This window comes from Thalassolituus hydrocarboniclasticus (genome assembly GCF_025345565.1).
GTDB classification, from domain to species: Bacteria; Pseudomonadota; Gammaproteobacteria; order Pseudomonadales; family Oceanobacteraceae; genus Venatoribacter; species Venatoribacter hydrocarboniclasticus.
In genome coordinates this window covers 3,083,085-3,104,690 of record NZ_CP054475.1, presented here as the reverse complement: position 1 = coordinate 3,104,690, position 21,606 = coordinate 3,083,085, and the positions used below count along the sequence as shown (strand labels likewise).

The 21,606-nt window shown below is 54.0% G+C and carries 24 protein-coding genes; 12 read left to right on the top strand and 12 right to left on the bottom strand.

Annotated elements, in window-relative coordinates; translation table 11 throughout:
• Positions 1 to 3: 3 nt before the first annotated feature.
• From HUF19_RS13885 to HUF19_RS13870, 4 genes are all read left to right on the top strand, one after another.
• Positions 4 to 648 carry a histidine phosphatase family protein gene (locus HUF19_RS13885; protein WP_260997171.1) on the top strand — a complete coding sequence of 215 codons (645 nt, stop codon included), beginning with the start codon at positions 4 to 6 and terminating at the stop codon, positions 646 to 648.
• Positions 645 to 1,430 carry an adenosylcobinamide-GDP ribazoletransferase gene (locus HUF19_RS13880; RefSeq protein ID WP_260997170.1) on the top strand — a complete coding sequence of 262 codons (786 nt, stop codon included), beginning with the start codon at positions 645 to 647 and terminating at the stop codon, positions 1,428 to 1,430. Before HUF19_RS13885 ends, HUF19_RS13880 begins: the two co-directional genes overlap by 4 nt.
• A 79-nt stretch (positions 1,431 to 1,509) precedes the next feature.
• A complete protein-coding gene (locus tag HUF19_RS13875; protein WP_260997169.1) occupies positions 1,510 to 1,845 on the top strand; it encodes a hypothetical protein in 336 nt (111 codons plus the stop codon).
• Positions 1,845 to 2,156, top strand: a complete 312-nt coding sequence (locus tag HUF19_RS13870; protein WP_260997168.1) for a hypothetical protein — start codon at positions 1,845 to 1,847, stop codon at positions 2,154 to 2,156. Before HUF19_RS13875 ends, HUF19_RS13870 begins: the two co-directional genes overlap by 1 nt.
• A gap of 32 nt (positions 2,157 to 2,188) precedes the next feature.
• Here the strand turns inward: HUF19_RS13870 and HUF19_RS13865 are convergent, their stop codons facing one another.
• The 3 genes from HUF19_RS13865 to HUF19_RS13855 all read right to left on the bottom strand — a co-directional run bounded on the left by HUF19_RS13865 (position 2,189) and on the right by HUF19_RS13855 (position 5,020).
• Positions 2,189 to 2,821: a LysE family translocator gene (locus HUF19_RS13865; RefSeq protein ID WP_260997167.1), complete on the bottom strand. Its 633-nt coding sequence runs from the start codon at positions 2,819 to 2,821 to the stop codon at positions 2,189 to 2,191.
• Between the two features lie 185 nt (positions 2,822 to 3,006).
• A complete protein-coding gene (locus tag HUF19_RS13860) occupies positions 3,007 to 3,405 on the bottom strand; it encodes a globin (RefSeq protein WP_260997166.1) in 399 nt (132 codons plus the stop codon).
• A 109-nt stretch (positions 3,406 to 3,514) separates the two neighbouring features.
• Positions 3,515 to 5,020, bottom strand: a complete 1,506-nt coding sequence (locus HUF19_RS13855; protein WP_260997165.1) for a cobyric acid synthase — start codon at positions 5,018 to 5,020, stop codon at positions 3,515 to 3,517.
• A 9-nt stretch (positions 5,021 to 5,029) separates the two neighbouring features.
• Between HUF19_RS13855 and cbiB the strand changes: the two genes are divergently transcribed.
• The 5 genes from cbiB to HUF19_RS13830 all read left to right on the top strand — a co-directional run bounded on the left by cbiB (position 5,030) and on the right by HUF19_RS13830 (position 9,497).
• The gene (cbiB, locus tag HUF19_RS13850) at positions 5,030 to 6,091 is read left to right on the top strand and encodes an adenosylcobinamide-phosphate synthase CbiB (protein ID WP_260997164.1); all 1,062 of its coding nucleotides are present in this window, start codon (positions 5,030 to 5,032) and stop codon (positions 6,089 to 6,091) included.
• 1 nt (position 6,092) lies between these two features.
• Positions 6,093 to 7,142 carry an aminotransferase class I/II-fold pyridoxal phosphate-dependent enzyme gene (locus HUF19_RS13845; protein WP_260997163.1) on the top strand — a complete coding sequence of 350 codons (1,050 nt, stop codon included), beginning with the start codon at positions 6,093 to 6,095 and terminating at the stop codon, positions 7,140 to 7,142.
• The gene (locus HUF19_RS13840) at positions 7,139 to 8,089 is read left to right on the top strand and encodes a cobalamin-binding protein (protein WP_225693218.1); all 951 of its coding nucleotides are present in this window, start codon (positions 7,139 to 7,141) and stop codon (positions 8,087 to 8,089) included. The genes HUF19_RS13845 and HUF19_RS13840 overlap by 4 nt, the downstream gene beginning before the upstream one ends.
• A gap of 155 nt (positions 8,090 to 8,244) precedes the next feature.
• Complete coding sequence (locus HUF19_RS13835; RefSeq protein WP_260997162.1) at positions 8,245 to 9,234, top strand: permease; 990 nt, start codon at positions 8,245 to 8,247, stop codon at positions 9,232 to 9,234.
• 29 nt (positions 9,235 to 9,263) lie between these two features.
• Positions 9,264 to 9,497 (top strand): thioredoxin family protein, encoded by a 234-nt coding sequence (locus HUF19_RS13830; RefSeq protein ID WP_260997161.1) that lies wholly within the window; start codon positions 9,264 to 9,266, stop codon positions 9,495 to 9,497.
• A 27-nt stretch (positions 9,498 to 9,524) separates the two neighbouring features.
• On the opposite strand, the gene HUF19_RS13825 is transcribed toward HUF19_RS13830, so the two are convergent.
• The 6 genes from HUF19_RS13825 to HUF19_RS13800 all read right to left on the bottom strand — a co-directional run bounded on the left by HUF19_RS13825 (position 9,525) and on the right by HUF19_RS13800 (position 15,862).
• On the bottom strand, positions 9,525 to 10,001 hold the full coding sequence (locus HUF19_RS13825; RefSeq protein ID WP_145466179.1) for a Dps family protein: 477 nt from the start codon (positions 9,999 to 10,001) through the stop codon (positions 9,525 to 9,527).
• Between the two features lie 50 nt (positions 10,002 to 10,051).
• On the bottom strand, positions 10,052 to 10,981 hold the full coding sequence (locus tag HUF19_RS13820) for a ZIP family metal transporter (protein ID WP_260997160.1): 930 nt from the start codon (positions 10,979 to 10,981) through the stop codon (positions 10,052 to 10,054).
• A gap of 121 nt (positions 10,982 to 11,102) precedes the next feature.
• Entirely contained in the window at positions 11,103 to 12,662 is a 1,560-nt protein-coding gene (locus HUF19_RS13815; RefSeq protein WP_260997159.1) for a cryptochrome/deoxyribodipyrimidine photo-lyase family protein, read from the bottom strand.
• 10 nt (positions 12,663 to 12,672) lie between these two features.
• Complete coding sequence (locus HUF19_RS13810; protein ID WP_260997158.1) at positions 12,673 to 14,097, bottom strand: FAD-binding domain-containing protein; 1,425 nt, start codon at positions 14,095 to 14,097, stop codon at positions 12,673 to 12,675.
• Positions 14,097 to 14,297, bottom strand: a complete 201-nt coding sequence (locus HUF19_RS13805) for a DUF2256 domain-containing protein (protein WP_260997157.1) — start codon at positions 14,295 to 14,297, stop codon at positions 14,097 to 14,099. The genes HUF19_RS13810 and HUF19_RS13805 overlap by 1 nt, the downstream gene beginning before the upstream one ends.
• Positions 14,298 to 14,299: 2 nt before the next feature.
• Complete coding sequence (locus tag HUF19_RS13800) at positions 14,300 to 15,862, bottom strand: cryptochrome/photolyase family protein (RefSeq protein ID WP_260997156.1); 1,563 nt, start codon at positions 15,860 to 15,862, stop codon at positions 14,300 to 14,302.
• 161 nt (positions 15,863 to 16,023) lie between these two features.
• Here HUF19_RS13800 and HUF19_RS13795 point away from each other — a divergent pair, with 161 nt between their 5' ends.
• Entirely contained in the window at positions 16,024 to 16,470 is a 447-nt protein-coding gene (locus HUF19_RS13795) for a hypothetical protein (RefSeq protein ID WP_260997155.1), read from the top strand.
• A 387-nt stretch (positions 16,471 to 16,857) separates the two neighbouring features.
• Here HUF19_RS13795 and HUF19_RS13790 read toward each other — a convergent pair whose 3' ends face one another.
• On the bottom strand, positions 16,858 to 17,631 hold the full coding sequence (locus HUF19_RS13790) for a substrate-binding periplasmic protein (RefSeq protein WP_260997154.1): 774 nt from the start codon (positions 17,629 to 17,631) through the stop codon (positions 16,858 to 16,860).
• Positions 17,632 to 17,801: 170 nt separating this feature from the next.
• On the opposite strand from HUF19_RS13790, the gene earP reads away from it, so the two are divergent.
• A complete protein-coding gene (earP, locus tag HUF19_RS13785; protein WP_260997153.1) occupies positions 17,802 to 18,998 on the top strand; it encodes an elongation factor P maturation arginine rhamnosyltransferase EarP in 1,197 nt (398 codons plus the stop codon).
• Positions 18,999 to 19,037: 39 nt separating this feature from the next.
• Entirely contained in the window at positions 19,038 to 19,604 is a 567-nt protein-coding gene (gene efp, locus HUF19_RS13780; RefSeq protein WP_260997152.1) for an elongation factor P, read from the top strand.
• Between the two features lie 79 nt (positions 19,605 to 19,683).
• Here efp and HUF19_RS13775 read toward each other — a convergent pair whose 3' ends face one another.
• Positions 19,684 to 20,631 (bottom strand): hypothetical protein, encoded by a 948-nt coding sequence (locus HUF19_RS13775; RefSeq protein ID WP_260997151.1) that lies wholly within the window; start codon positions 20,629 to 20,631, stop codon positions 19,684 to 19,686.
• A 177-nt stretch (positions 20,632 to 20,808) separates the two neighbouring features.
• A complete protein-coding gene (locus HUF19_RS13770) occupies positions 20,809 to 21,408 on the bottom strand; it encodes an adenylate/guanylate cyclase domain-containing protein (RefSeq protein ID WP_260997150.1) in 600 nt (199 codons plus the stop codon).
• Positions 21,409 to 21,606 lie beyond the last annotated feature (198 nt).

The window sequence follows — 21,606 nt, the reverse complement described above, 5'->3', positions numbered from 1 at the left end:
CTGATGAGCACCACCCGTATCGATCTTATCCGCCATGGCGAACCGGAAGGTGGCAATGTCTTCCGTGGTCGTACCGACCATGCCCTGACAGAGCTTGGCCGCTGGCAGTTTGCCGAACGGGTGCGCCGCTTTGACAGCCGCTGGACACGGATTATCAGCTCGCCGTTAAGCCGCTGCCACAGCGCGGCAGAACAACTGGCCAGCGCCCGTAATTTGCCGCTGGCGTGTGATGAGCGCTGGGCGGAGATTGATTATGGCGACTGGGAAAATCGCGATGTCAGCGAAGTGATGGCTGAATATGCCGATGACTCGCGCCGTTTGTGGGCCGATCCGCTGAATTTCTGTGCGCCGAATGGTGAGCCGGTACCGCAGTTGCAGCAGCGGGTCGGTGCTGCCTGGCAGGAGCTGCTGCAGGATCACCGTGGTGAACATCTGCTGCTGGTCAGCCACGGTGGTGTGATGCGGGTGCTGGCGCAGCAGCTGCTGAGCCTGGCGCCGGAAGCCATGAACCGGCTGGCCATTCCTTACGCCGGTTTGCTGCGGTTTAAAATTGATCACAGCGAATATCAGGGTAAAGAACAGGTCTGGGTCAGCCTCGAAGGTATGGACGGCTCGGTCTTACATCCCGACGACCAGGAGGCTGTGTGAATCTGCACTGGTGGGCATTCTGGTATGCCATGGCTTTTCTGACGCGTCTGCCGACGCCGTATTTAAAACGTGTGGATGAGGCTGTAGCCGCCCGCTCACTGGTGTTTTATCCGCTTATTGGTTGCCTGCTCGGCCTCAGCCTGCTGGCCTTTACTGCCGCCTGCGTTTTTTATAATCCGCAGGTTTCGCTGCTGTTACTGGCGGCATTGTTATTATTTATCTGGGTCGTATTCAGCGGTGCTCTGCATCTGGATGGTCTGGCTGACAGCGCCGACGCCTGGGTGGGCGGACTGGGCAATAAAGAACGCACGCTGGCGATTATGAAAGATCCGCAAAGCGGGCCGATGGGCGTTACTGTTATTGCAGTAATTCTGCTGGTTAAATTCGCCGCCATTTATGCGCTGCTGGATAAAGCCCAGAGCGGCAGTGGCAGCTGGAATATCTGGCTGTTAATCGCCGGTTTTATACTGGTGCCAATGCTGGCCCGTGGCGCGGTGCCGGGATTGCTGGCAACCACCCCTTATGTGCGTAAAAAAGGACTGGCCAGTGCACTGGTAGCGGGGGCGACGCCGTTCGTGGTGGGCATTACCGGAACGCTGCTGGCGTTGCTGGCCGGTTTGTTTTTACAGACCCAGGCGCTGTTTATTCTCGCTCTGTGGCTGACCATTCTGATGATGGCCCGTGCGGCCATGATAAAACGTCTGGGGGGCTGTACCGGCGATACTCTGGGCGCCACCATTGAGATTCAGGAAGCACTGTTGCTGGCGGCGATAGCTCTGTAATACTGCCAGTAACAGCGGTTTTTTCTGGCAGAAAGCAATGTTATTCTGCTGATAATTATAAAAATGATCAGGTATGTGTGTGCGTAATTTATATATTCTTTTATTGGGGCTGTTCTTGTCTGGTTGTGGGCTGGAGGTTTCAGATACTGATCAGCCAGTTAGTACTACTTCGTCGATTGTTATCTATAACAAAGCTTTTACCAGTTTAAATGCCTTTTATATTTCCGATGGTTCTGGCTACGGACCGAACCAGATTGAGGGGAAATTTATTTCTACCGGCCAGAGCTATAAGATCAGTGGCGTCGAGTGTGGAAAGACCTACACGCTGAAAGTGGTTCGTACTGATGCGACAGAGGTTATCCAGAAAGATGTGCCGATTGACTGTGGCTTTGATTATGTATGGAAGGTGGAATAATGAACTATAAACACTGCCTGCCGGCTGCTTTGTTTGCGCTGTTATCCGCTGTTGCTGTTGCCGATGGATATGATGATGTTGTTTCTGAAAGCGACAACGCACTGTCAGACAACAGAGAAAATGCTGCAGACCCGCATAAAGACGAAGTGGACTCTCTGGCATTTGGCAATTATTACCGGATGGAAAAATATTCCTCGGTTGAGGACATTATCCGTAATGTCGGTAAGCCTGTGGGATCTTCCGTTTATATTCCGCGTGATGCGCAAAAGTCTGAGCCTGTGATTGCACCGGAGCAGGGTGAAAAGGAATAAAGGGTAACGGAAGAGGGGCGTGATTATTTAAGTTACTGACGGCTGGCCAGTAACTTAATACCCAGTGCAATCATGGCTCCACCTAAAATACGGTCAATCCAATGACCGAAGCGTTTAAAGTACGCTGACACCGCCGGACGGGACAGCAGTATCACTACCGCCGAAAACCACGCCATCTGAATCAGCATGATCCATACTCCATAAATCGCTAACTGATACAGCGGCATATCGGCGGATAAAACCAGCGTAAATAATGCAACGAAATACACCGGTGCTTTAGGGTTTAACGCATTGCATAAAAAACCGGCCGCGATAATGCGTGCAGCCGTTTTGGGTTTTGTCGCTATTGCTTCTGTGGGAACATTGTCCATGCTGCCGGCTTTGCTTTTCAGCCCCTGAATTCCCAGATACAGCAGATAGCAACCACCGGCGATTTTCAGTATCAACAGTGCGAATACCGAGTTGGCAATCAGCGCTGCCAGGCCAACGGCCGAATATAAAATATGCACAGATAGCCCCAGAGCAATTCCCAGGCTGCAAAGCAATCCGGTTTTACGTCCGTAACGCAGGGTTTGCTGACTGACCAGAACAAAATCAGGGCCGGGCGATGCGGCGGCTAACAGATGGATGGACGTAATCAGTAATAAACCCTGTAATAAATCCATAATTTCTCAGCGCGAAAGTTTTTATCAGGTAATCAGATATCGAGGCGTAAATATGGACGCAGCAGGCCAGAAAGCTTTGTTGTCTGTCAGTGCCGGTTTTTATTGGTCTGACAGACATCAGGCTAACTGTTGATATATCAGTTAATTTTTAGCTGTACCGTTATATTTCTGCCGGAACGCAGTGTTTACTGATCATACATAGTCTGAATAATTTCAATTGCCGGACGCAGTGTGGCGCGCCAGGTCCGTTCCAGTTCTGCATCAAACTGGGGGTCATGCTTACTCAGGGTTTCCATCAGAGCATCCATCCACAGGCTGTAATGCGCTGGATTAATGTTCATGTTTTTACGGCTGTGGCTTTCGCCCAGTGCGCGGATTTTATTGTCAGACATGCCCCGTGCGTACATCACCAGCCACATAATACCGCCGCGTAATAAACCGCGCTGTGCTGCCATATCGGTGTTTATAAACATGGCCCGGATATCGGCGGATTTGTTCATGAAGGCGTTGTAAAAGTCCTCGTAAAAAACAGGGTTATTGCAGCTGCGGCCATAGCTTTGAAAAACCTTATCGGCATCGCCCATGATTCTGTACCTTGTTGATAGCGCTGTTATGGATTGAAAAGGCGGCGCAGAGTACGGATTTTTGTCGCAAATTGCAAAGGCGCTTTAGTCTTAATGTTGTGACACTTTGTTACGTTCTGGCGACGTTAAAGTTATACAGAGTTGTACTTAATTTATGCCAGTCGATGTGTTGTTTTACGCTGAGGGCCAGACGATCGATTTGCTGTTCACGGATGCTGTTAAAATCAATGGTCTTACCGTCGGACAATCCGGCCCAGTGTAATATTTGCTGCAGGGCTTCTGGCGTATCAAATATACCGTGCCAGTAAGTGGCCATTATCTGGCCATCGTTACTGAGCCAGCCGCAGCCGATATCCTGAATATCGTCGTTGCTGAGTGAAATTCCGGCATGAATTTCATAACCCCGAGCCGCAACAACCGGCTGATCCGGCAAGCGTAATTCGCCACTGACGAGGCGTAATGTTTTATCGGCTTTTAATTCACTGATTAATGGCAGATAACCCAAACCCGTGTTGCTGCCGGCTGTTCCTTCAATGCCATGCGGATCACTGATGCTTTCTCCCAGCATCTGTAAGCCACCGCAGATTCCCAGCAGTTTGCCGCCATAACGCAGGTGACGCTGCAGATATTGTGGCCAGTTACCGGGCTGGGTTTGCAGCCAGTTAAGATCGGCGCGGGTATTTTTGGAGCCGGGTAAAATAACAAAATCCGCCGGCGGTGGTGTTTGTTCCGGGCCGACCAGAATTAAATTGACCTGCGGATGTACGCGCAATGCGTCGAAATCGGTGTGGTTGCTGGTGCGCGGGTAAACCGGCACCACCACATTAATGACTTTATTTTTATCCTGCTCTACCTGTTGCTGGCTGACGGCATCTTCGGCATCCAGGTATAAACCGTGCAGGTAAGGCAGAACCCCTAATACCGGTTTACCGGTTTTTTCTTCCAGCCAGTCGAGGCCATCCTGCAGCAGGGCAATATCGCCGCGGAAACGGTTAATCACAAAGCCAACAACACGTGCGCGTTCGCTGTCACTGAGGCAGGCTAATGTTCCCAGTAAATGTGCAAAGACACCGCCGCGATCAATATCGGCAATCAGAATCACCGGGCAATCGACGGCTTCGGCAAACCCCATATTGGCAATATCATTGGCGCGCAGATTAATTTCCGCGGGGCTGCCGGCACCTTCGACCAGCACCCATGAATAGTGTTGCTGCAGACGCTGGTACGAATCCAGTACCGCATTCATGGCGGTTTTTTTATAGGCGTGATAATCCTGCGCGGGCAGATTACCGACCGCTTTGCCCTGAATAATTACCTGAGCGCCGGTGTCGCTGTTGGGCTTAAGTAATACCGGGTTCATATCGGTGGTGGGTGCCAGACGACAGGCCTGTGCCTGTAATGCCTGCGCGCGACCAATCTCTCCGCCGTCGGCCGTTACTGCGCTGTTGAGTGCCATATTCTGCGGTTTAAAGGGTGCGGTGCGGATATGTGCATCGGCCAGAATGCGCCCCAGCGCGCAGACCAGTGTGCTCTTGCCGGCATCGGACGTGGTGCCCTGTACCATCAGGGTCTGGTGTGTGGGCAGCATTGGCATAACAGCGGAGAAGTCGGACATCTGGTACACTTGGCGTCTGAAATTTACCGGCCATTGTATGACATGATTCCCCTGTTCAGTGGATTTTTTCCCGCCGGCGTCAGCCATCTTCCCCCGTTGTTGCTGTTGTTCTTTATGGGCGGGCTTATATTGCTGGCACTGGCGTGCGACCGCCTGTTCGGCGAACCGTCGCGTTTTCATCCTCTGGTGGCATTCGGCCGTTGGGCCGCCTGGCTGGAGCGGCGTTTTAATATTCCTGAAAAAATGACAGAGCCTGCCACTGCTGTACGCGGACTGCTGGCACTCATTATTGTTTTGTCGCCATTGCTGCCGCTGGCAGTATTATTTATCTGGCTGGCGCAGCAATCCCTGCTGCTGTGGGTAATCGTACAGGTGCTGGTGTTATACAGCTGTATCGGCTGGCAAAGTCTGCAGCAACACGTACTGGCCGTGGCCACAGCGCTGGAACAGAACAATATTGCCTCTGCCCGGGAAAAACTGGGCTGGATTGTCAGCCGTGATACCGCGCAGTTATCGGCCGATGAAATTGCTCAGGCCGATATTGAAAGCCTGCTGGAAAATTCATCCGATGCCTTATTCGCCTCATTATTCTGGTTTGCGCTGGGTGGTGCATTACCGGTTCTGCTGCATCGCTGGGTGAATACGCTGGATGCGATGTGGGGCTACCGTAATCCGCGCTTTAATTATTTTGGCCGTGCGGCCGCACGGTTGGATGATGTACTGGCTTACTGGCCAGCGCGTATTACCGCCTTGTGTTTTATTCTCGCCGGGCCGAACAGAAAAGATGCCTGGCGCTGCTGGCGTACACAGGCAAAACACTGTGCCAGCCCGAATGGCGGTGCGGTAATGACCGCCGGTGCCGGCGCATTAAATATCCGCTTAAGCGAGCGAGCCTGTTATCACGGTGAGTGGAAGAATAAACCGCCGATGGGTTGTGGTATCGCCGCAACGCCACAGCATATTGTACCAGCGGTGAAACTGGTTAAGCGCAGTCTGTCTCTGTTTTTCCTGTTCTGGCTGTTTGTCACTCTGCTGCTGAACGCCATTATTCAGCTGGTTTTCGGCGGCTGATATGCAATTAATTAACGTAGCCGAAACCGTTATTCATGGTGCCGATCTGCAGCGCGCGATCAAACAATTTGGCGGTGAGCCACAGCAGTGGCTGGATTTATCCAGTGCGGTCAGCCCTTACTGCTGGTGGTCTGAACAGGGGAAGGAGCTATCCTGCCCAGTGTCTTTTATTCATGATTTGCCCGGCATTCAGCCTGACTTAAACCGTGCAGTCCGCGCCTATTATGGCCATGACGGCATGCTGGTTCCCGGCAGCCAGCGCGCCATTGCGGAATTACCCGGCTGTTTCAGTCGTGGCAAGGTGTGGATTCTGGCCGGTACCTATGGCGAACATGCATCATGCTGGAAAAAAGCCGGGCATTCTGTTTATGAAAAAACTGCAGCCGATATTCGTCAGGTATTCAATGCGGTTACTGATAATGAGCGCGAATTACCCGATATGCTGGTGCTGGTTAATCCGGGGAACCCCGGTGGTGAACGCTTCAGTGCTGCTGAATTGCACGGCTGGGCTGAACAGTTAAAACAGCGTCAGGCTTGGTTGTTGTGCGATGAAGCCTTTATGGATTGCACACCAGACGACAGCCTGTTAACCGGGACGCTGGTGGATAATATGCTGGTATTACGCTCGTTGGGAAAATTTTTTGGTCTGGCGGGGCTGCGTATTGGTGTGGTGTTTGCCGCGGCCGATGTGCTGCAGAATCTGGCCAGCAGACTCGGCCCCTGGTCGGTGGCCGGGCACAGTGTGTGGCTGGCACAGCAGGCGCTGGGTGATCATCAGTGGATTGCACAGCAGCGTGTGCGTCTGAAAAAAAATCATCAATTAATGGCGCAGTGGCTGAACGGATTTTATCTGGCAGGGGAAAGTGATTTATTTTTTACCCTGAAATTTTCCGATGCCGAACAGGTACAGACTTTTTTAGCCGAACGCTGTATATGGAGCCGCTGCTTTAAACAGCAGCAGTTAATCCGCCTGGGATTGGTGGGCGACGATGCCTGTAAACAACAACAGCTACAGCAAGCGCTGAATGAACTGAGAGAATTCCTTTTATGATATTGAATGCATTACGGATACCAGCTGCATTGATCGTGCTGTCTTTCTGCAGCTCTGTGCTGTTTGCTGCGGCAGAAAAAAATCCGGAAAGCCAGTCCGATACAGACAGCAAGGGATTCAGTCTGACCGACGATGCCGGTACGGTGCATCATTTTTCACAACCGGCACAGCGTATTGTCAGCCTGATTCCGCACAGCACCGAGCTGTTGTTTGCGGTGGGCGGCGGCGATGCCATTGTTGGTGCCGTGCAGTATTCCGATTACCCGGAAGCCGCAAAAAATATTCCCCGGGTTGGCGGTTATTCGGCCCTGAATATCGAAGCCATTGTGGCTCTTGAACCTGATCTGATTATCGCCTGGCCGGAAGGCAATCCGACCCGTGATTTGTCGCGCCTGAAACAACTGGGTTATGAAATTTTTGTCAGCGATCCGAACACCTACGAAACCATTGCCCGTAATCTGGAAAACTTTGCCACGGCGTCTGGCCATAAAGCAGAAGGCGAAAAGGTAGCGGCCGATTTCCGCCGTCAGGTGGCGCAGTTACGGGCGGAATATTCTGATAAAAAACCATTAACGGTTTTTTATCAGGTCTGGCATCAGCCATTATTAACCCAGAATGGCGATACCTTTATTTCCCGTGCCATTGAACTCTGCGGTGGCCGTAACGTGTACGCCGATCTGGATATTAAAGCGCCGCAGGTCAGTATCGAGTCGGTGCTGGAAATGAACCCGGATGTGATTGTGGCCAGTGGCATGGGCGAAAGCCGCCCCGACTGGTTAGATGCCTGGGGGCAGTACCAGAATCTGACAGCGGTTAAAACCAGAAGTCTTTATCATATTCATCCGGACTTATTGCACCGGCCGACGCCGCGTTTTTTACTGGGTACCCGCCAGTTGTGCGAGGCCATGGAGCAAACGCGGAAAAAGCAGCAGGCCATGGCTGATTAAGGCTGGCTCTGCATTGTCAGTCTGTTTCGCGCCGCTGCCTGATCCTGATGCCGCAGATCAAGAGGCCGGCAGCACTTTTCCGCTACACTGCGTTTAACGTTACTGGTGTGGTGCTCTGTCGGGCACAGCTTAGCTGACGATAAGCGGAGACTGATATGTTGGAAATCTTCACCCGTCTGGCTGACTGGTTGGTATTCGATTTAGCGGGCTTGTCCGCCCAGAGTAAGTGGGGCGATGCGCTGCATTTCTTTGTTGAAGACGTCAGTAAAATCTTTGCCCTGTTACTGCTGATGATTTATATCATCGCCCTGCTCAGAGCCTCGCTGAATGTTGAGCGGGTGCGCGATTATCTGGCGCGCAAACATACCGGGCTGGGCTTATTACTGGGCTCGGCCTTTGGTGCTATTACGCCGTTTTGCTCCTGCTCCAGTATTCCTGTTTTTCTCGGCTTTACTTCTGCCGGTATTCCGGTGGGTATTACCATGGCATTTCTGCTGACGTCACCGCTGATTAATGAAGTGGCCGTACTGTTGCTGATGAGCCTGCTCGGCTGGAAATTCACGTTGCTGTATATCGTTACTGGCATGGCCGTCGGCGTAGCCGGTGGTCTGGCATTGCATCTGTTAAAAGCCGAACGCTGGCTGCAGCCTTTTGCTGCCCGTGCTTACAATCAGGCGCAACAGGCCGGTCATACCGGAACCGCAAGCACCGGCAGTATGACTCTGAAAGAACGTCATGAATTTGCCAAAGAAGAAATGACCGATATTTTTTCCCGCGTATGGAAGTGGGTCATCTTAGGCGTCGGTCTGGGCGCCGGGCTGCACGGTTTTGTGCCCGATCAGTGGGTGTCTGACACCCTAGGGCAGGGCGAGTGGTGGTCGGTTCCGGCTGCGGTACTGGCGGGTATTCCGCTGTATTCCAACGCCACCGGGGTGATTCCGGTGATGGAGAGTCTGATTACCAAAGGCCTGCCGGTGGGTACTACGCTGGCGTTTTGTATGAGCACGGTTGCCGCCAGTTTTCCCGAATTTATTCTGTTGAAACAGGTCATGAAAATCCGTCTGCTGGCGCTGATTTTTATCATGCTGCTGGTGGCTTTCACCCTGATTGGCTGGGTGTTAAATGCGCTCACTCCCTATCTGTAAAAAGTCATCGTCGTGGCTAAGGAGCAATAATGAAAGTGATTAAAGTGCTGGGCTCAGGATGCAGTAAATGCGAAAAAACAGCGCAATCGATCAGCGCTATTGCCGCAGAAAAACAAACAGAAATTGAATTGATTAAAGAAACCAGCCCGGAAGCCATTATGAATTATGGCGTTATGCGTACACCGGCGGTGGTGGTGGATGAGCAGCTGGTACACAGCGGCTCGATTCCACACCGTGAGGATATTGAAAGCTGGCTGCAATAAAACAGCCAGCCTTATGGGCCTGAGTGGTTATTCTTCCAGCTGGGCGCGCAGCATCCAGGCGGTCTGCTCGTGAATGGCCAGCCGCTGGGTTAATAAATCAGCGGTTGGTTCGTCGGATGCTTCTTCCACCAGTTTAAACAGACTGCGTGCTGTGCGGGCGGTGGCTTCATGACCATCGGCCAGAATGCGGATCATCTCGGTGGCTTTTGGCGGCACTTGTGGTGCATCCGGTAATGATGCCAGCTTGGCAAACTGTGCGTAGGAACCCGGTGCCACATGGCCAAGCGAACGGATGCGTTCGGCAATCGGATCGACGGCGTTCCACAGTTCGGTGTACTGGGTCATAAACATCGCGTGCAGGCTGTTGAACATCGGCCCGGTAATGTTCCAGTGAAAATTATGGGTGGTTAAGTACAGCGTATAGGTATCGGCCAGTAAGCGGCCGAGTCCCTGGCTGATGGCTTCACGGTGTTCGGCACTGATGCCAATGTTTACAGTCGTCATAAGCTGCTCCTGCGGTTGCTTTGATAAAGGTTATCTTTCCTGCATCGCTCTTAACCGAGCGTGGTATCCAAAATCATCATTAAGGCAAAACCGGTCATTAATCCCAGTGTGGCGACGGTCTGGTGGCCGTTGCGGTGTGTTTCCGGAATCACTTCATGGGACACCACAAACAACATAGCACCAGCGGCCAGTCCAAGTCCGATCGGATAAGCGAGTAATAACCCGCCGCCCAGGCTTACGCCCAATAATGCTCCGACCGGTTCCAGCAAACCGCTGCCCGCGGCAACCAATACCGCAAACAGTGGGCTGAAGCCGGCGGCGCGCAGTGTGAGCGCAACCGCCAGACCTTCGGGAATATCCTGCAGGGCGATGGCCGTCGCCAGTGGCAGACCCACGGTTAAATCGCCCTGGGCAAAGCTGACACCTACGGCCATGCCTTCCGGCAGATTGTGCAGAGCAATGGCGAACACAAATAACCAGGCTCTGCCGCAACGTTCATGGCCCGGGCCGCAGGGACCGGTTTTGTCGTGCTCATGCGGGGTAAATTCATCCAGCCCGAGCATCAGCGCCACGCCCATAAACATGCCGAACACCACAATGAGTCCGCCCTGAGTGGCGCTTTGCAATAACTCCGTACCGGCTTCAATGCCGGGTAACAGCAGCGAAAAAGCCGAAGCGGCGAGCATCATTCCGGCGGCAAAGCCGAGCATGGCATCTTCCGCAGCCTGTGGGATTCTTTTCAGCATTAGGGCGGGTAAAGCGCCCAGCGCGGTGGCGATAAAACCGGCACTGCCACCCAGCAAGGCATAACGGCTGAACAGGCTGCTGTCGGTGGTCAGTACATGGATCAGACTCTGCACCAGCAACACGCTGACCAGTGCCAGTGCCGCCGCCAGTGCTGCGGCGATATACGGGTGCTCAATCACATGCTGGCGGAAGATCGCCAGCCATTGGTTGTTGGAGCTTTGGCCTATGTCCATGAAAACCTCACTGAGCCGGGATCTGCTGTTTGAATATATCCATTGTAGAGTGGTTGTTCATAGAAGCTATTTTATTAAGCCGATAAGTTCTTAAGTTTTTAACTATTAATGGGTGCTTTAATCAGAACAGCCTGAGCTGGTCGGGGTTGATGGTTCTTCTGCGGCTACTGGCAGCGGCACGGCGTTTGCGCGAGCCATGTTGATGACCAATGTCGGCGGCATTGCTGAAATATTGCGGTTGCTGGCGTAACTGGCGGATATGCTCGCGTGCCAGCCGGGTGGCCTGCTCAAAATCGACCAGCGGCGCCGGGTAATCGCGGCCAATCGTCACCCCACACTGTGCCTGTAAGCGCTGACTCATGCCCCAGGGCTGATGAATCCAGCTGTCCGGCACCTGTGCCAGTTGCGGCAGCCAGCGGCGGATAAAGACGCCCTGCGGGTCTTGTTTCTGTGCCTGCAGGGTGGGGTTGTACATACGTGGCGGGTTAATGCCGGTGGTGCCTGACTGCATCTGCACCTGCGGGTAATGAATGCCGGGTTCATAGTCGGTAAACCAGCGCGCCAGATGCAGCGCCGGTTGTTGCCAGGGCAGCCACAGCGGGTAGCTGGCCAGTGACATAAGCATCGCGCGCATGCGGAAGTTGAGCCAGCCATAGTGCTGTAAGTACTTCATGCAGGCATCGGCCAGTGGCCAGCCCGTCTGGCCGTTAGCCCAGGCGGCGTACCACGCCGCGTTAAACTGCCGTACTCCGGCCCAGGCCGGATGCAGCGGTTGTTGTTCCTGCAGCGGTTCGTCTTCCAGCTTCTGAATAAAATGGCAGTGCCACCATAAGCGTGATTCGAATGCCGCCAGACTGTTGCGCCAGCGTGTATCCGGTGCCTGTTGTTGGGCGGCGCGCACCGCCTGCAGCACTTCACGCACACTCAGGCAGCCCCAGGCCAGATAAGGACTTAAGCGTGAAGCATGGTGTTCGGCCGTCAGCGGTGAGCCTAATGAGCCACGGTAAAAACGCCCGCGGCTGTGCAGAAAACTGCTGAGTAGGGCCAGTGCAGCACTGCGCCCACCGGGTTGGCGACCGGGGCAGGGTGTCTGATCGTAACCGAGGTTGGTGGGCAGTGCTGTTACCGGCAATGCATCCGGCAGCGGGCAGGGCAGCCACGGACACTCGCTGAGCAACGGCATTGCGTGTTGCGCCTGTTCCATAAACGCGGCCCAGTGGGCAGCCCAGTCATCGCGACTGTGGGGACGGCTGCGGCTGGCACGGCGTACGCCATTCTGGGCGTACTCATGCCAGGTTATTTGGTGTTTCCGGCACCACTGCCTGACGGCCTGATCGCGGCGGTAGCTGAACAGGTTACCGGTTTCTTCATGGCTGTAGAGCGTAAAGGATTGCCCCTGAGGCTCCAGTTGCTGCAGCAGTGCGGAAAGAACATCGGGCATATTACCGGCGACTGACCATAGTGCCGAGTTCTGCGCTAACTGCTGTTGCAGATCGAGCAGCGACTCGCGCACAAACTGCCACTGGCGCAGGCTGCTGTCGGGCTGGCTCCAGACGCCGGGTTCGATGACGTACAGCAAAGCAAGGCGGCCACCCTGCTGGTGTACGGCGCTGATAGCAGCCGTCAGCGCGGCATGGTCGTACAGGCGAAGATCACGTTTTAACCAAACCAGATGCAGCATCAACGGCGCCTCAGGTTGCTGCTGGCAAGGGGAGCGGTGCCGGCCACAAAGGCAGCGTCGGGCCACTGCTCTGATGTTGCTGCACCTGACTCAGGGTGACGCTGCCCAGTTCCGGCAGCCATTGCTGCAGATGCGTGAGGTGCGGGTCGTACCGTTCCAGCTGTTTGTTGAGGTTAAAACAGCGCCCGCCGCGCGGGTCCTGACCGCAACCGGCGATATAGGCCCAGTTGCCCCAGTTGCTGGCGACATCAGCATCGATCAGGTGTTGCTCAAAGAAGCGTGCGCCAAGGCGCCAGTCGAGCTTCAGTTCATGGATAAAAAAGCTCGCCAGCCACTGACGCATACGGTTGGAGCTGAAGCCGGTGTGGATCAGCTCACGCAGGCCTGCATCAATTACCGGATAGCCGGTGCGCGCTTCACACCAGGCCTGCCAGCGTGTGTCAGCGAACGGCTGAGGTGCGGGGTTACGGAACAGCGCAGATCCTTTGAGGCGCAGCGTCCAGTGAAAATACTCGCGCCACAGCAGTTCTTTTTTCAGCCAGCTACTGTGTTCGCTTGCGCCATGCAGACTCTCCCAGTGCACAATATCGGCCCATACCTTACGTACTGATAATGCGCCCCAGGCCAGCCAGGGGCTGAGCTGGCTGGCAAAGCGGCTGCCGGCGTAAGGATTGTCAGCCTGACTGAGCGGCGCCGTGCAGAGCTGATTACGTGTATCACGGTAGTGACGAATGGCATTTTCCCGCCCCAGATAGGCTGCCAGATGGCGTAATCCGGCGTCTTCGCCGCCATGAAAGGTCGTTGCCGGAACGCGCCCGGCCCAGAACGGCACCTGATGCAGCTGATGATCCGGCCACTGTACGGCGGCTTTGAGCGGCGCTTCGAGGGGATCGGCACTGAGTATGGTGGGTGGCAGCGGCGCTGCGACGGGTAAGCCATGCTTATCGAGCCAGCGGCCGAAGGCGCTGTAGCTGTCGGGCCAGTTTTCTGTGCTGAGCAATTCCGCCAGCTGTTGCGGGCTGAACAGGGTCTGGGTGTCGTAGGTGCTGACCGGTGCAAAATCGGCAATGGCATTCAGCCAGTGTTCTTCTTCCGGCGCCTGAGCGGCGCTGGTGTGCAGGTGAAACGGCTGTTGGGCATACCAGTCACGCAGCAGACTGACCGGATCGCCGCCGAGCAGGCTGAGGCGGATATTCTGCTGATACAGACTGCGCTGCACGTCAATCAGGCAGGCGCGCAGGAAGCGTGCTTTGGCCAGTCCCAGCCGGGTCAGGCCCGGATATTCTGTCGTCGGCTGCTGCCAGTGTTGCGGCAGGATAAATACCACCGCCATACCCGGGCATTCACCCTGAGCAACCAGGTACTGAAAAATGGGGTGGTCGTGCAGGCGCAGATCGTTGCGCAGCCACACCAGATTGATGGGGCGGGACGTCATCAGAATTCATCCTCCACGGAAGCGGCGGCGCATATATTGGCCGGTGTTTTTTGTGCCCTGTGTTTGCAGCCTTTGCTGCAGTACTTCACTTCGTCCCAGCTGCGCGCCCATTTGCGCCGCCAGCAGAACGGCCGGCCACAGTGCGCACAGGTTTTTACCGGCAGGTTATGGGGGTTACGGAAACCACTCAGCAGGCCCATGGTTACAGCGTCTCCAGATGAATCAGACAGTGCTCTGCGCGAGCCAGAATTGCCTGCTGTTTGGCTGGCGCCATACGGTCGTAGCTGCGGTACATCATGGCCATGCGCGGATTACGTGCGAAGCTGTCGCGGTGGCGGATTAAAAAGTGCCAGTACAGGCTGTTGAACGGGCAGCTGTCGGGCTGCTCGCTGGTTTTCACGTTGTAGCGGCAATGGCCGCAGTAGTCGGACTGACGGGCAATGTAACTGCCGGAGGCGCAGTAGGGTTTGCTGCCCAAAAGGCCGCCGTCGGCGTGCATCATCATGCCCAGCGTATTCGGTAGCTCCACCCAGTCGTAGGCGTCGGCGTAGACGGCCAGATACCAGTCGCAAATCTCCTGCGGGCGGATTCCGGCGAGCAGGGCGAAATTGCCCGTCACCATTAAGCGCTGAATATGGTGCGCGTAGGCATTAGCGAAGGTGGTGCGGAAGCACTCTCTCATGCAGTGCATCTGCGTTTTTCCGCTCCAGTAAAACCAGGGCAGCGCACGCTCGTTGTGCTGGCTGTTACGCCCGGCGTACTCCGGCATAAAGGCCCAGTAAATACCGCGCACGTATTCGCGCCAGCCGATGATCTGGCGGATAAAGCCTTCCACCGCCGCCAGCGGCGCCTGACCATGGTAATAAGCGGCTTCGGCGGCTTTGCACACTTCCAGCGGGGTCAGCAGGCCGCAGTTGAGGTAAGGCGACAGCAGGCTGTGAAACATAAAATCGGCGCGTTCGCCCAGACTGTTGTGGCTGACCATGGCGTCCTGATAACGGCCGAAGTGCGCCAGCCGGTACTGAATAAAATGCTGCAGCGCAGTAAGTGCCTGCTCACGTGTGGTCGCCCAGCGGAAGGGTTGAAGCTGGCCGGGGTGGCGCTTGTCTGGCCCGGCGAAGCGGGTGCTTACCAGCGTCAGCACCTCTTCATCAATGGCATCGCGAGTAAAACTGAGCGGCGCCGGTACCGGTATTTCGCCCTTGTAGGCCGCGCGGTTATCGGCATCGAAATTCCATTGCCCGCCGACGGGTTTGTCTCCGTCCATCAGCAGGCCGGTTTTGCGCCGCATATCGCGGTAAAAGTATTCCATACGCAGCTGTTTGCGGCCGGCAGCCCAGCGCGCGAAGTCGGCGGGCGGGCAGATAAAACGGTCGTCTTCAAATACGCTTACCGGGACGCCAAGGGTTGCTGACCACTGATTATCCATCGCTGTTTGCAGGCGGTATTCACCGCAGCGGGTCAGCATCAGGCCACTGCATTGCTGTTCCTGCAGGGTTCGGCGAACGACATCGAGCAGGCTGTAGTCATTATCCGGTGCATCCAGCGGACGGTAGATCACGGTCCAGCCGGCACGCCTTAATTCTTCAGCAAAGTGACGCATGGCAGAAAACAGCAGGGCAATTTTCTGCACATGGTGGGCAACGTAGGTGGCTTCTTCAGCGACCTCGGCCATTAACAGCACGTCCCGCTGCGGATTCAGTGTACGCAGGCTGGCCAGTGACGGGGTTAACTGGTCGGCCAGAATAAGGCCCAGATATTTCATTAGTTGTACAAGTCTCTTTTCTTGTATAACTAGTGTATAGTTTTTTGCGGCTATTGCCAGTACTGAGAGAATGCTGAGAGTCAGTTATTTTTTACAGGCTGTGCAGCTGCTTGATGGTGGCTCAACTATGCTTACCGGATGGCAGCATATCGGGGGTTTATATGCTCAATACACGTATTCAACACGGTGATTTTGTGCTCTGCACCAACGGCAATATTCTGGTTGCCCGTATATCAGGCAGCTGGAATGAAGAGGCCGCAAGATCCTTTGACCGGCACTTCCGCGAACATGCCGCCGCGCTGGCTTCAGCGCCCTGGGGGCATATGGTTTTGCTCGATGAGTGGCAGTTAGGCGTACCGGAAATGGGGCCGGTGATTGAGGCGCTGGTGGATTGGTGCATCGGGCATGGTCTGCGGCGCGCAGCCCATGTGTACCAACCATCGTTACTGAAAAAACTGCAGCTTGAGGATATGGTCGCTGAATCGGATCAGGGCTTTCAGCGCCGGGCGTTCAGCAGTGTTGATGCCGCTTTGGCGTGGTTAAAAGAAGAAGGTTTTGAACTGAATGATGAACTGGACCCATTGCTAGGGCCTGTCGACACTAATTAAACAGACCTGTTATCGGCTAAAAATTTCTCAGGCAAGGCGCTGAGAGTGTGGGATGTTCAGCACATCCCTGTGCTTCCCCCCTTCGGGGTTGGCACGCCAATCTGTTCCAGACAGATTGGTAACGGGTTAAGCGAGCGAACAGCAATGCAGGATGAGGGATTTTTAGCCATAACCCTTCGGGCTAAGGCCAGTTTTCCCCATCAACTTCGTCGTTCGTCATTCATTTAGCCCGCTACCCATCTGCAGGAGCAGATGGGCGCGAAGCCCGCAGGGTCAGGAACATGGATGTTCCTGACAATATCACTCCTCTCTCCTTGTTCTGAGAAAAACTGGCTATCAGCAGGCCGGATTTACTTAGTGTCGACAGGCCCTATGAACCGACAGTCATCAGGGCAAATCGTAACTCTGGTGGATAGCCCTGATGACTTCCGGATTTTCGCGCATAAAACGGTCGAAGCGTTCAATCAGGCGGGGGTGGCGGATACTTGAAAGGTGGTATGCATAACGGTAGGGGGCAATGTCTTTCAGTATGGCCAGTTGCAGTGGCTGGTTGTGTTTTGCCGCGGCTTCCTGTGCTACCCGGACATTGAAGTAGATACCGTCAATGCGACCGGATTCGAGCATTTTCAGCAGCTGCTCCATACCCGTGACTTGGGTCAGAGTGATTTCGCCGCGACTCAGGGCAGAGCTGATGCCCGGTGTGGTAAATCCCATGATGGTGCCGACATTGCGCACCGCTCCCTGATGATCGTTGAGTATCATCACGGCTTCACTGATCTGGAATACCGGCTGGCTATAGTGAATGGTCAGGCCGGCTTTCAGGTTTTCTGACCACTGCGGGTTATCAGGGAATTTGAAGTCGAGCTGGTTATGAGTGAACTGCAGAAACAGGCGTGGTACCGGTAACGGGTGATAATCGCCCAGCAGGTGTGCATCGGCCAGAAAAGCATCCAGCAGATCACGCGCCATGCCGCTGTAGCGCTCATCCTGCATATGGTAATAGGGTGCGTAGTCGGTGGTTTCTACGCCAATCAGCAGGGTGTCCGGTACTGCATTTGCCGATACCGGCGCGAACGCCTGATTGCCTGCCAGCGGTTCTGCGGCAGCGGTCAGTGTCAGGCAGCTCAGTATGAGCAGGTACAGATGCAAAACAGTATTCATATATTGGTTATTTGTTAGCCAATGTATCAAAAGATTAGCAGAAATATGTGTCCGGACTCATAACTGAGCATGACTTTAATCCGTTAATCGCCACCGTCTGTACTTACTGACTTTCCTCACCCTGTGCGGCCTTTTATGATGCTGGCCTTTTTCCTGCCGGATACCCTTGCATGAGTTCAATGCCCGACCTGACTTCACAACGCCACTGGCACCTGTTCTGCCGGGTGATTGATAACTTTGGCGATATTGGCGTGTGCTGGCGTCTGGCGCGGCAACTGCTCCAGCAACATGGTCAGCAGGTAACGCTCTGGGTGGATGATCTGAGCAGTTTCCGCGCGTTATGCCCGGCGCTGGATTGCTCTCTGGCAGAGCAGCAACAGCAGGGGATTGTGATCCGGCACTGGGCTGAAGATTTTCCACAGCTCAGCCCGCTGCAGACCGGTGATGTGGTGGTTGAAGCTTTCGCCTGTGAGTTACCGCAAAGTTATATCGCTGCCATGCAGCAGCGTGAACACGCAGCTTGCTGGATTAATCTGGAATACCTGAGCGCCGAAGACTGGGTGCCCGGTTTTCACCTCAGTCAGTCGCCGGTACACGGGCTGAGCAAAACCTTCTTCTTTCCGGGCTTTGTCAGCGGTACCGGCGGTCTGTTGTGTGAACCGGAACTGGCACAGCTGCCGCAGCAGATGGCCGAACCAGCGGCACGCCGGACCTTTCTGAGCAGCTTTGGTCTGGCTCCGGCTCTGGCAGATTGTGCGCTGCAGATCAGCCTGTTTGCCTACGAAAATCCGGCCCTGGCCGGTTTGCTGGATGCGCTGCAGACCTGGCGGCAGACGGTGCACCTGCTGGTTCCGGCAGGAAGGGTATCGGCAGGGCTGGATGACTGGCTGGGCGAAACGACGCAGGCCGGGCACACCTATCAGCGCGGCAGGCTGAGTATTTCGGTGCTGCCATTTATGTCACAGCCACAATACGACCAGCTGCTGGCCATGTGTGATCTGAATCTTGTGCGCGGAGAGGAATCCTTTGTCCGTGCGCAGATGCTGGGCAAGCCTATGTTGTGGCATATCTACCGCCAGGAAGAGGACGCGCATCTGGAGAAACTGGAAGCCTTTCTTGGCCTGTATTGTGACCGGAATAACCTGTCAGACCGCGTGCTGGCGGAGCATCTGGCGGGGGCATTCCGGCACTGGAATCAGGCCCCGGAGAGTGCGTTGGCAGCAGGCGCTGAGGCGCATGAACACTGGCACGGACTGCTGCAACAGCTGCCAGCATGGCAGACCCATGCCGGGGCCTGGCAACAGCAGCTACAGGCACTCGGCGACCTTGCATCAAATCTCGTGCATTACGCCACGGATCGGGTATAGTGCAGCGCATTTTTAACGACTGATATCCGGTAATTCTCTATGAAAACTGCTAACGAATTTCGTGCCGGTCAGGTACTGAGCCTGAATGGTCAGGCATGGGTTGTCCTGAAAGCTGAATTCAACAAATCCGGCCGTAACGCCGCTGTTGTAAAAATGAAACTGAAGAACCTGCTGACCGGTGCGTCGCAGGAGCCGGTTTTCAAGGCTGATGACAAGCTGGAACCCATCATTCTGGAACGCAGCCAGGTAACCTACTCTTACTTCGCAGACCCGCTGTACGTGTTTATGGATGAAGAGTACAACCAGATCGAAGTAGAAAAAGAAAACCTGGGTGACACCCTGAACTTTATGACCGACGGTATGACCGACGTGTGTGAAGCGGTTTTCTACGAAGGCAAAGCCATCAGCATCGAACTGCCTACCACCATCGTCCGTACCGTGTCTTACACCGAGCCTGCGGTTCGTGGTGATACCTCTGGTAAAGTGATGAAAATGGCCACTCTGGAAAACGGTTATGAACTGCAGGTTGCTGCGTTCGTTGAAATCGGTGATGCCATCGAAATCGACACCCGTACCGGTGAATTCAAAGGCCGTGCAAAAAGCTGATTGTTTTTTTGCGTGCATAAAAAAAGCTGCTTCGGCAGCTTTTTTTATATCTGTTTTTTATGCCAGTTTTTTATAGCAGCTACATACTGAGAAATTCAATAGCGATACCGCCGGAGCTTAACTCGCGGTAATAATCGGCCAGATCACTGTTATAGCCGTGACTGATCCAGAACATCAGCGGCATGTTGCCCATGATAAATGAAAACTCGGCACGTACAGTGTTAAAGCGGAAAGTGTTTTCTGTTCCGGTAACATACTGCAGAAATATTTTTTCGCCTCTGAGCAGAGCATTGCCCAAACTTATATTGCGCTTATACGACAGACTGATGCCATCGACTTTTCGCCGGTTTTTTCCATCACGGTCATTTTCCCAGCTGTTGTATTCTTCTGCTGGTCCCTGCAGTAAACCATCATCCAGAAAATAGTGCAGCTTCAGAAATGTCGTCACCCGATGGCCACTGTCTGCTGACCAGTTCTGGCTCCACAGGGCGCCGACATAATCCCAGCCACGGCTGATGTAATCATCCGCGTATTTTAAATCTTCCCCCTGTAGCGCCAGTTCGAGCTTCATTGCCAGATAGCTGTTGTAATCACCGACGTTCTGACCGTTGGATTCGTGACCGTACATCAGATCAAAACTGCTGGCGGGCAGATTGCTTCCGGCTTCCGGTAACAGCCAGTAGCGGCCGATCAGCTCTGGATTAAAGCGTTTGGAAATCACCGGTGATGATTCCCGCGTGCCGATGTACTGACCAAAACGACCACTGAAATCAAAGTAGGGGTGTGGCAGAAAACCAAAAGCAGCGGCTTTGGGTTTGGCATCGTGCCAGATGGGGTATTTCAGCGAGAGTTTGAAGTCCATAAAACCGACATCGTCTTCATCCCAGGTGTAGCCGATGTAAATAGGTTCATGACTTTGCAAACCCGCATAACCACTGTTGTCTTCATTTGCCTGAAGCATCGCCATAGGCAGAAGCAGTAACACCAGTACAACCGGGTGGATACAGCATAAAGACTGCTTCTGCATGGTTGTTTTCCTTTCCCTGTAAATCGTTGCGGCAAGCATAAATAGCTTTGCCGGATTTGAGAAGTTGCCTTTGCCTGTTACAGCATTGGCGGGCCTGTTCACCGGTAGTGCTGAACAGGCAGCTTTAAACCTAAAGATGCAAAGCCGCCAGAGCTGCTTTTATCCTGTTCCGGAACTTCACTTCAGATAATAGGTGCGGATACTCAGATCACCGAAGGTATGATCACAGACTTTGTCATATTCGCGCATCTCGGCCGGCAGGTTCAGATAGGCAGATTCCGTCAGCAGGATTTCCCAGGCGGCTGCGGTGTCTTCACCCAGCTTGCTGGCTTCATTGACCGGGTCGCCGAAGATTTCACGGTCGTGAAAATTAAGTAATTCACCAAAGGCGATACCTGCGGCAATTTCGATATTGTGATGATGGGGAAATTGCTGGTTATCCTGATGTAATAGCCCGCGTATTTCGCGTAATGCATTCAGGGCAGAAGCACTGTCGGCAAATAATACAAAAGCATCGTCGGCCACGTATTTGATCAGGGTGCCGTTAAATTTTTGGGTAACGGCTTCAACGATGTCCTGCATACGCTGAATTAATGCCAGATAATAGACAATACCCTTTTCCTTGGTTATGGCCGAAAAACGGCTCATATCGGTAATCAATACCGCTGCTGTTGTACCATAGGTTTGCCACACCGCCTGCGCTGAATCCGGACAGTTATGATTTAAGTGATGCTGCTGCAGTAATTCTGCCAGCGGTGAATGATCATTAACCCGCATAATACCTTTCCTGATGTTTTATCGTTCATGCTGTCGTTCTGATAATGATGCATGATGGTATTACATAAAAATAATTCTGTCCCTGAGCGAAATAGTCCGGATCTGATGCAACTCTGGTCAGGTTTTTTATGGTACAGGCAGAAGATGAAGAAAGAGAGGGTGTTCAGGTTCAGCGGAAAGGTTGTTAAGGCCGGTGAT

Coding starts and splice junctions, on each gene's coding strand:
- HUF19_RS13885 (WP_260997171.1), top strand. CDS start 4: ATGAGCACCACCCGTATCGATCTTATCCGCCATGGCGAACCGGAAGGT.
- HUF19_RS13870 (WP_260997168.1), top strand. CDS start 1,845: ATGAACTATAAACACTGCCTGCCGGCTGCTTTGTTTGCGCTGTTATCC.
- HUF19_RS13865 (WP_260997167.1), bottom strand. CDS start 2,821: ATGGATTTATTACAGGGTTTATTACTGATTACGTCCATCCATCTGTTA.
- HUF19_RS13860 (WP_260997166.1), bottom strand. CDS start 3,405: ATGGGCGATGCCGATAAGGTTTTTCAAAGCTATGGCCGCAGCTGCAAT.
- HUF19_RS13855 (WP_260997165.1), bottom strand. CDS start 5,020: ATGTCCGACTTCTCCGCTGTTATGCCAATGCTGCCCACACACCAGACC.
- HUF19_RS13845 (WP_260997163.1), top strand. CDS start 6,093: ATGCAATTAATTAACGTAGCCGAAACCGTTATTCATGGTGCCGATCTG.
- HUF19_RS13840 (WP_225693218.1), top strand. CDS start 7,139: ATGATATTGAATGCATTACGGATACCAGCTGCATTGATCGTGCTGTCT.
- HUF19_RS13835 (WP_260997162.1), top strand. CDS start 8,245: ATGTTGGAAATCTTCACCCGTCTGGCTGACTGGTTGGTATTCGATTTA.
- HUF19_RS13830 (WP_260997161.1), top strand. CDS start 9,264: ATGAAAGTGATTAAAGTGCTGGGCTCAGGATGCAGTAAATGCGAAAAA.
- HUF19_RS13825 (WP_145466179.1), bottom strand. CDS start 10,001: ATGACGACTGTAAACATTGGCATCAGTGCCGAACACCGTGAAGCCATC.
- HUF19_RS13820 (WP_260997160.1), bottom strand. CDS start 10,981: ATGGACATAGGCCAAAGCTCCAACAACCAATGGCTGGCGATCTTCCGC.
- HUF19_RS13815 (WP_260997159.1), bottom strand. CDS start 12,662: ATGCTGCATCTGGTTTGGTTAAAACGTGATCTTCGCCTGTACGACCAT.
- HUF19_RS13810 (WP_260997158.1), bottom strand. CDS start 14,097: ATGACGTCCCGCCCCATCAATCTGGTGTGGCTGCGCAACGATCTGCGC.
- HUF19_RS13805 (WP_260997157.1), bottom strand. CDS start 14,297: ATGGGCCTGCTGAGTGGTTTCCGTAACCCCCATAACCTGCCGGTAAAA.
- HUF19_RS13800 (WP_260997156.1), bottom strand. CDS start 15,862: ATGAAATATCTGGGCCTTATTCTGGCCGACCAGTTAACCCCGTCACTG.
- HUF19_RS13795 (WP_260997155.1), top strand. CDS start 16,024: ATGCTCAATACACGTATTCAACACGGTGATTTTGTGCTCTGCACCAAC.
- HUF19_RS13790 (WP_260997154.1), bottom strand. CDS start 17,631: ATGAATACTGTTTTGCATCTGTACCTGCTCATACTGAGCTGCCTGACA.
- earP (WP_260997153.1), top strand. CDS start 17,802: ATGAGTTCAATGCCCGACCTGACTTCACAACGCCACTGGCACCTGTTC.
- efp (WP_260997152.1), top strand. CDS start 19,038: ATGAAAACTGCTAACGAATTTCGTGCCGGTCAGGTACTGAGCCTGAAT.
- HUF19_RS13775 (WP_260997151.1), bottom strand. CDS start 20,631: ATGCAGAAGCAGTCTTTATGCTGTATCCACCCGGTTGTACTGGTGTTA.
- HUF19_RS13770 (WP_260997150.1), bottom strand. CDS start 21,408: ATGCGGGTTAATGATCATTCACCGCTGGCAGAATTACTGCAGCAGCAT.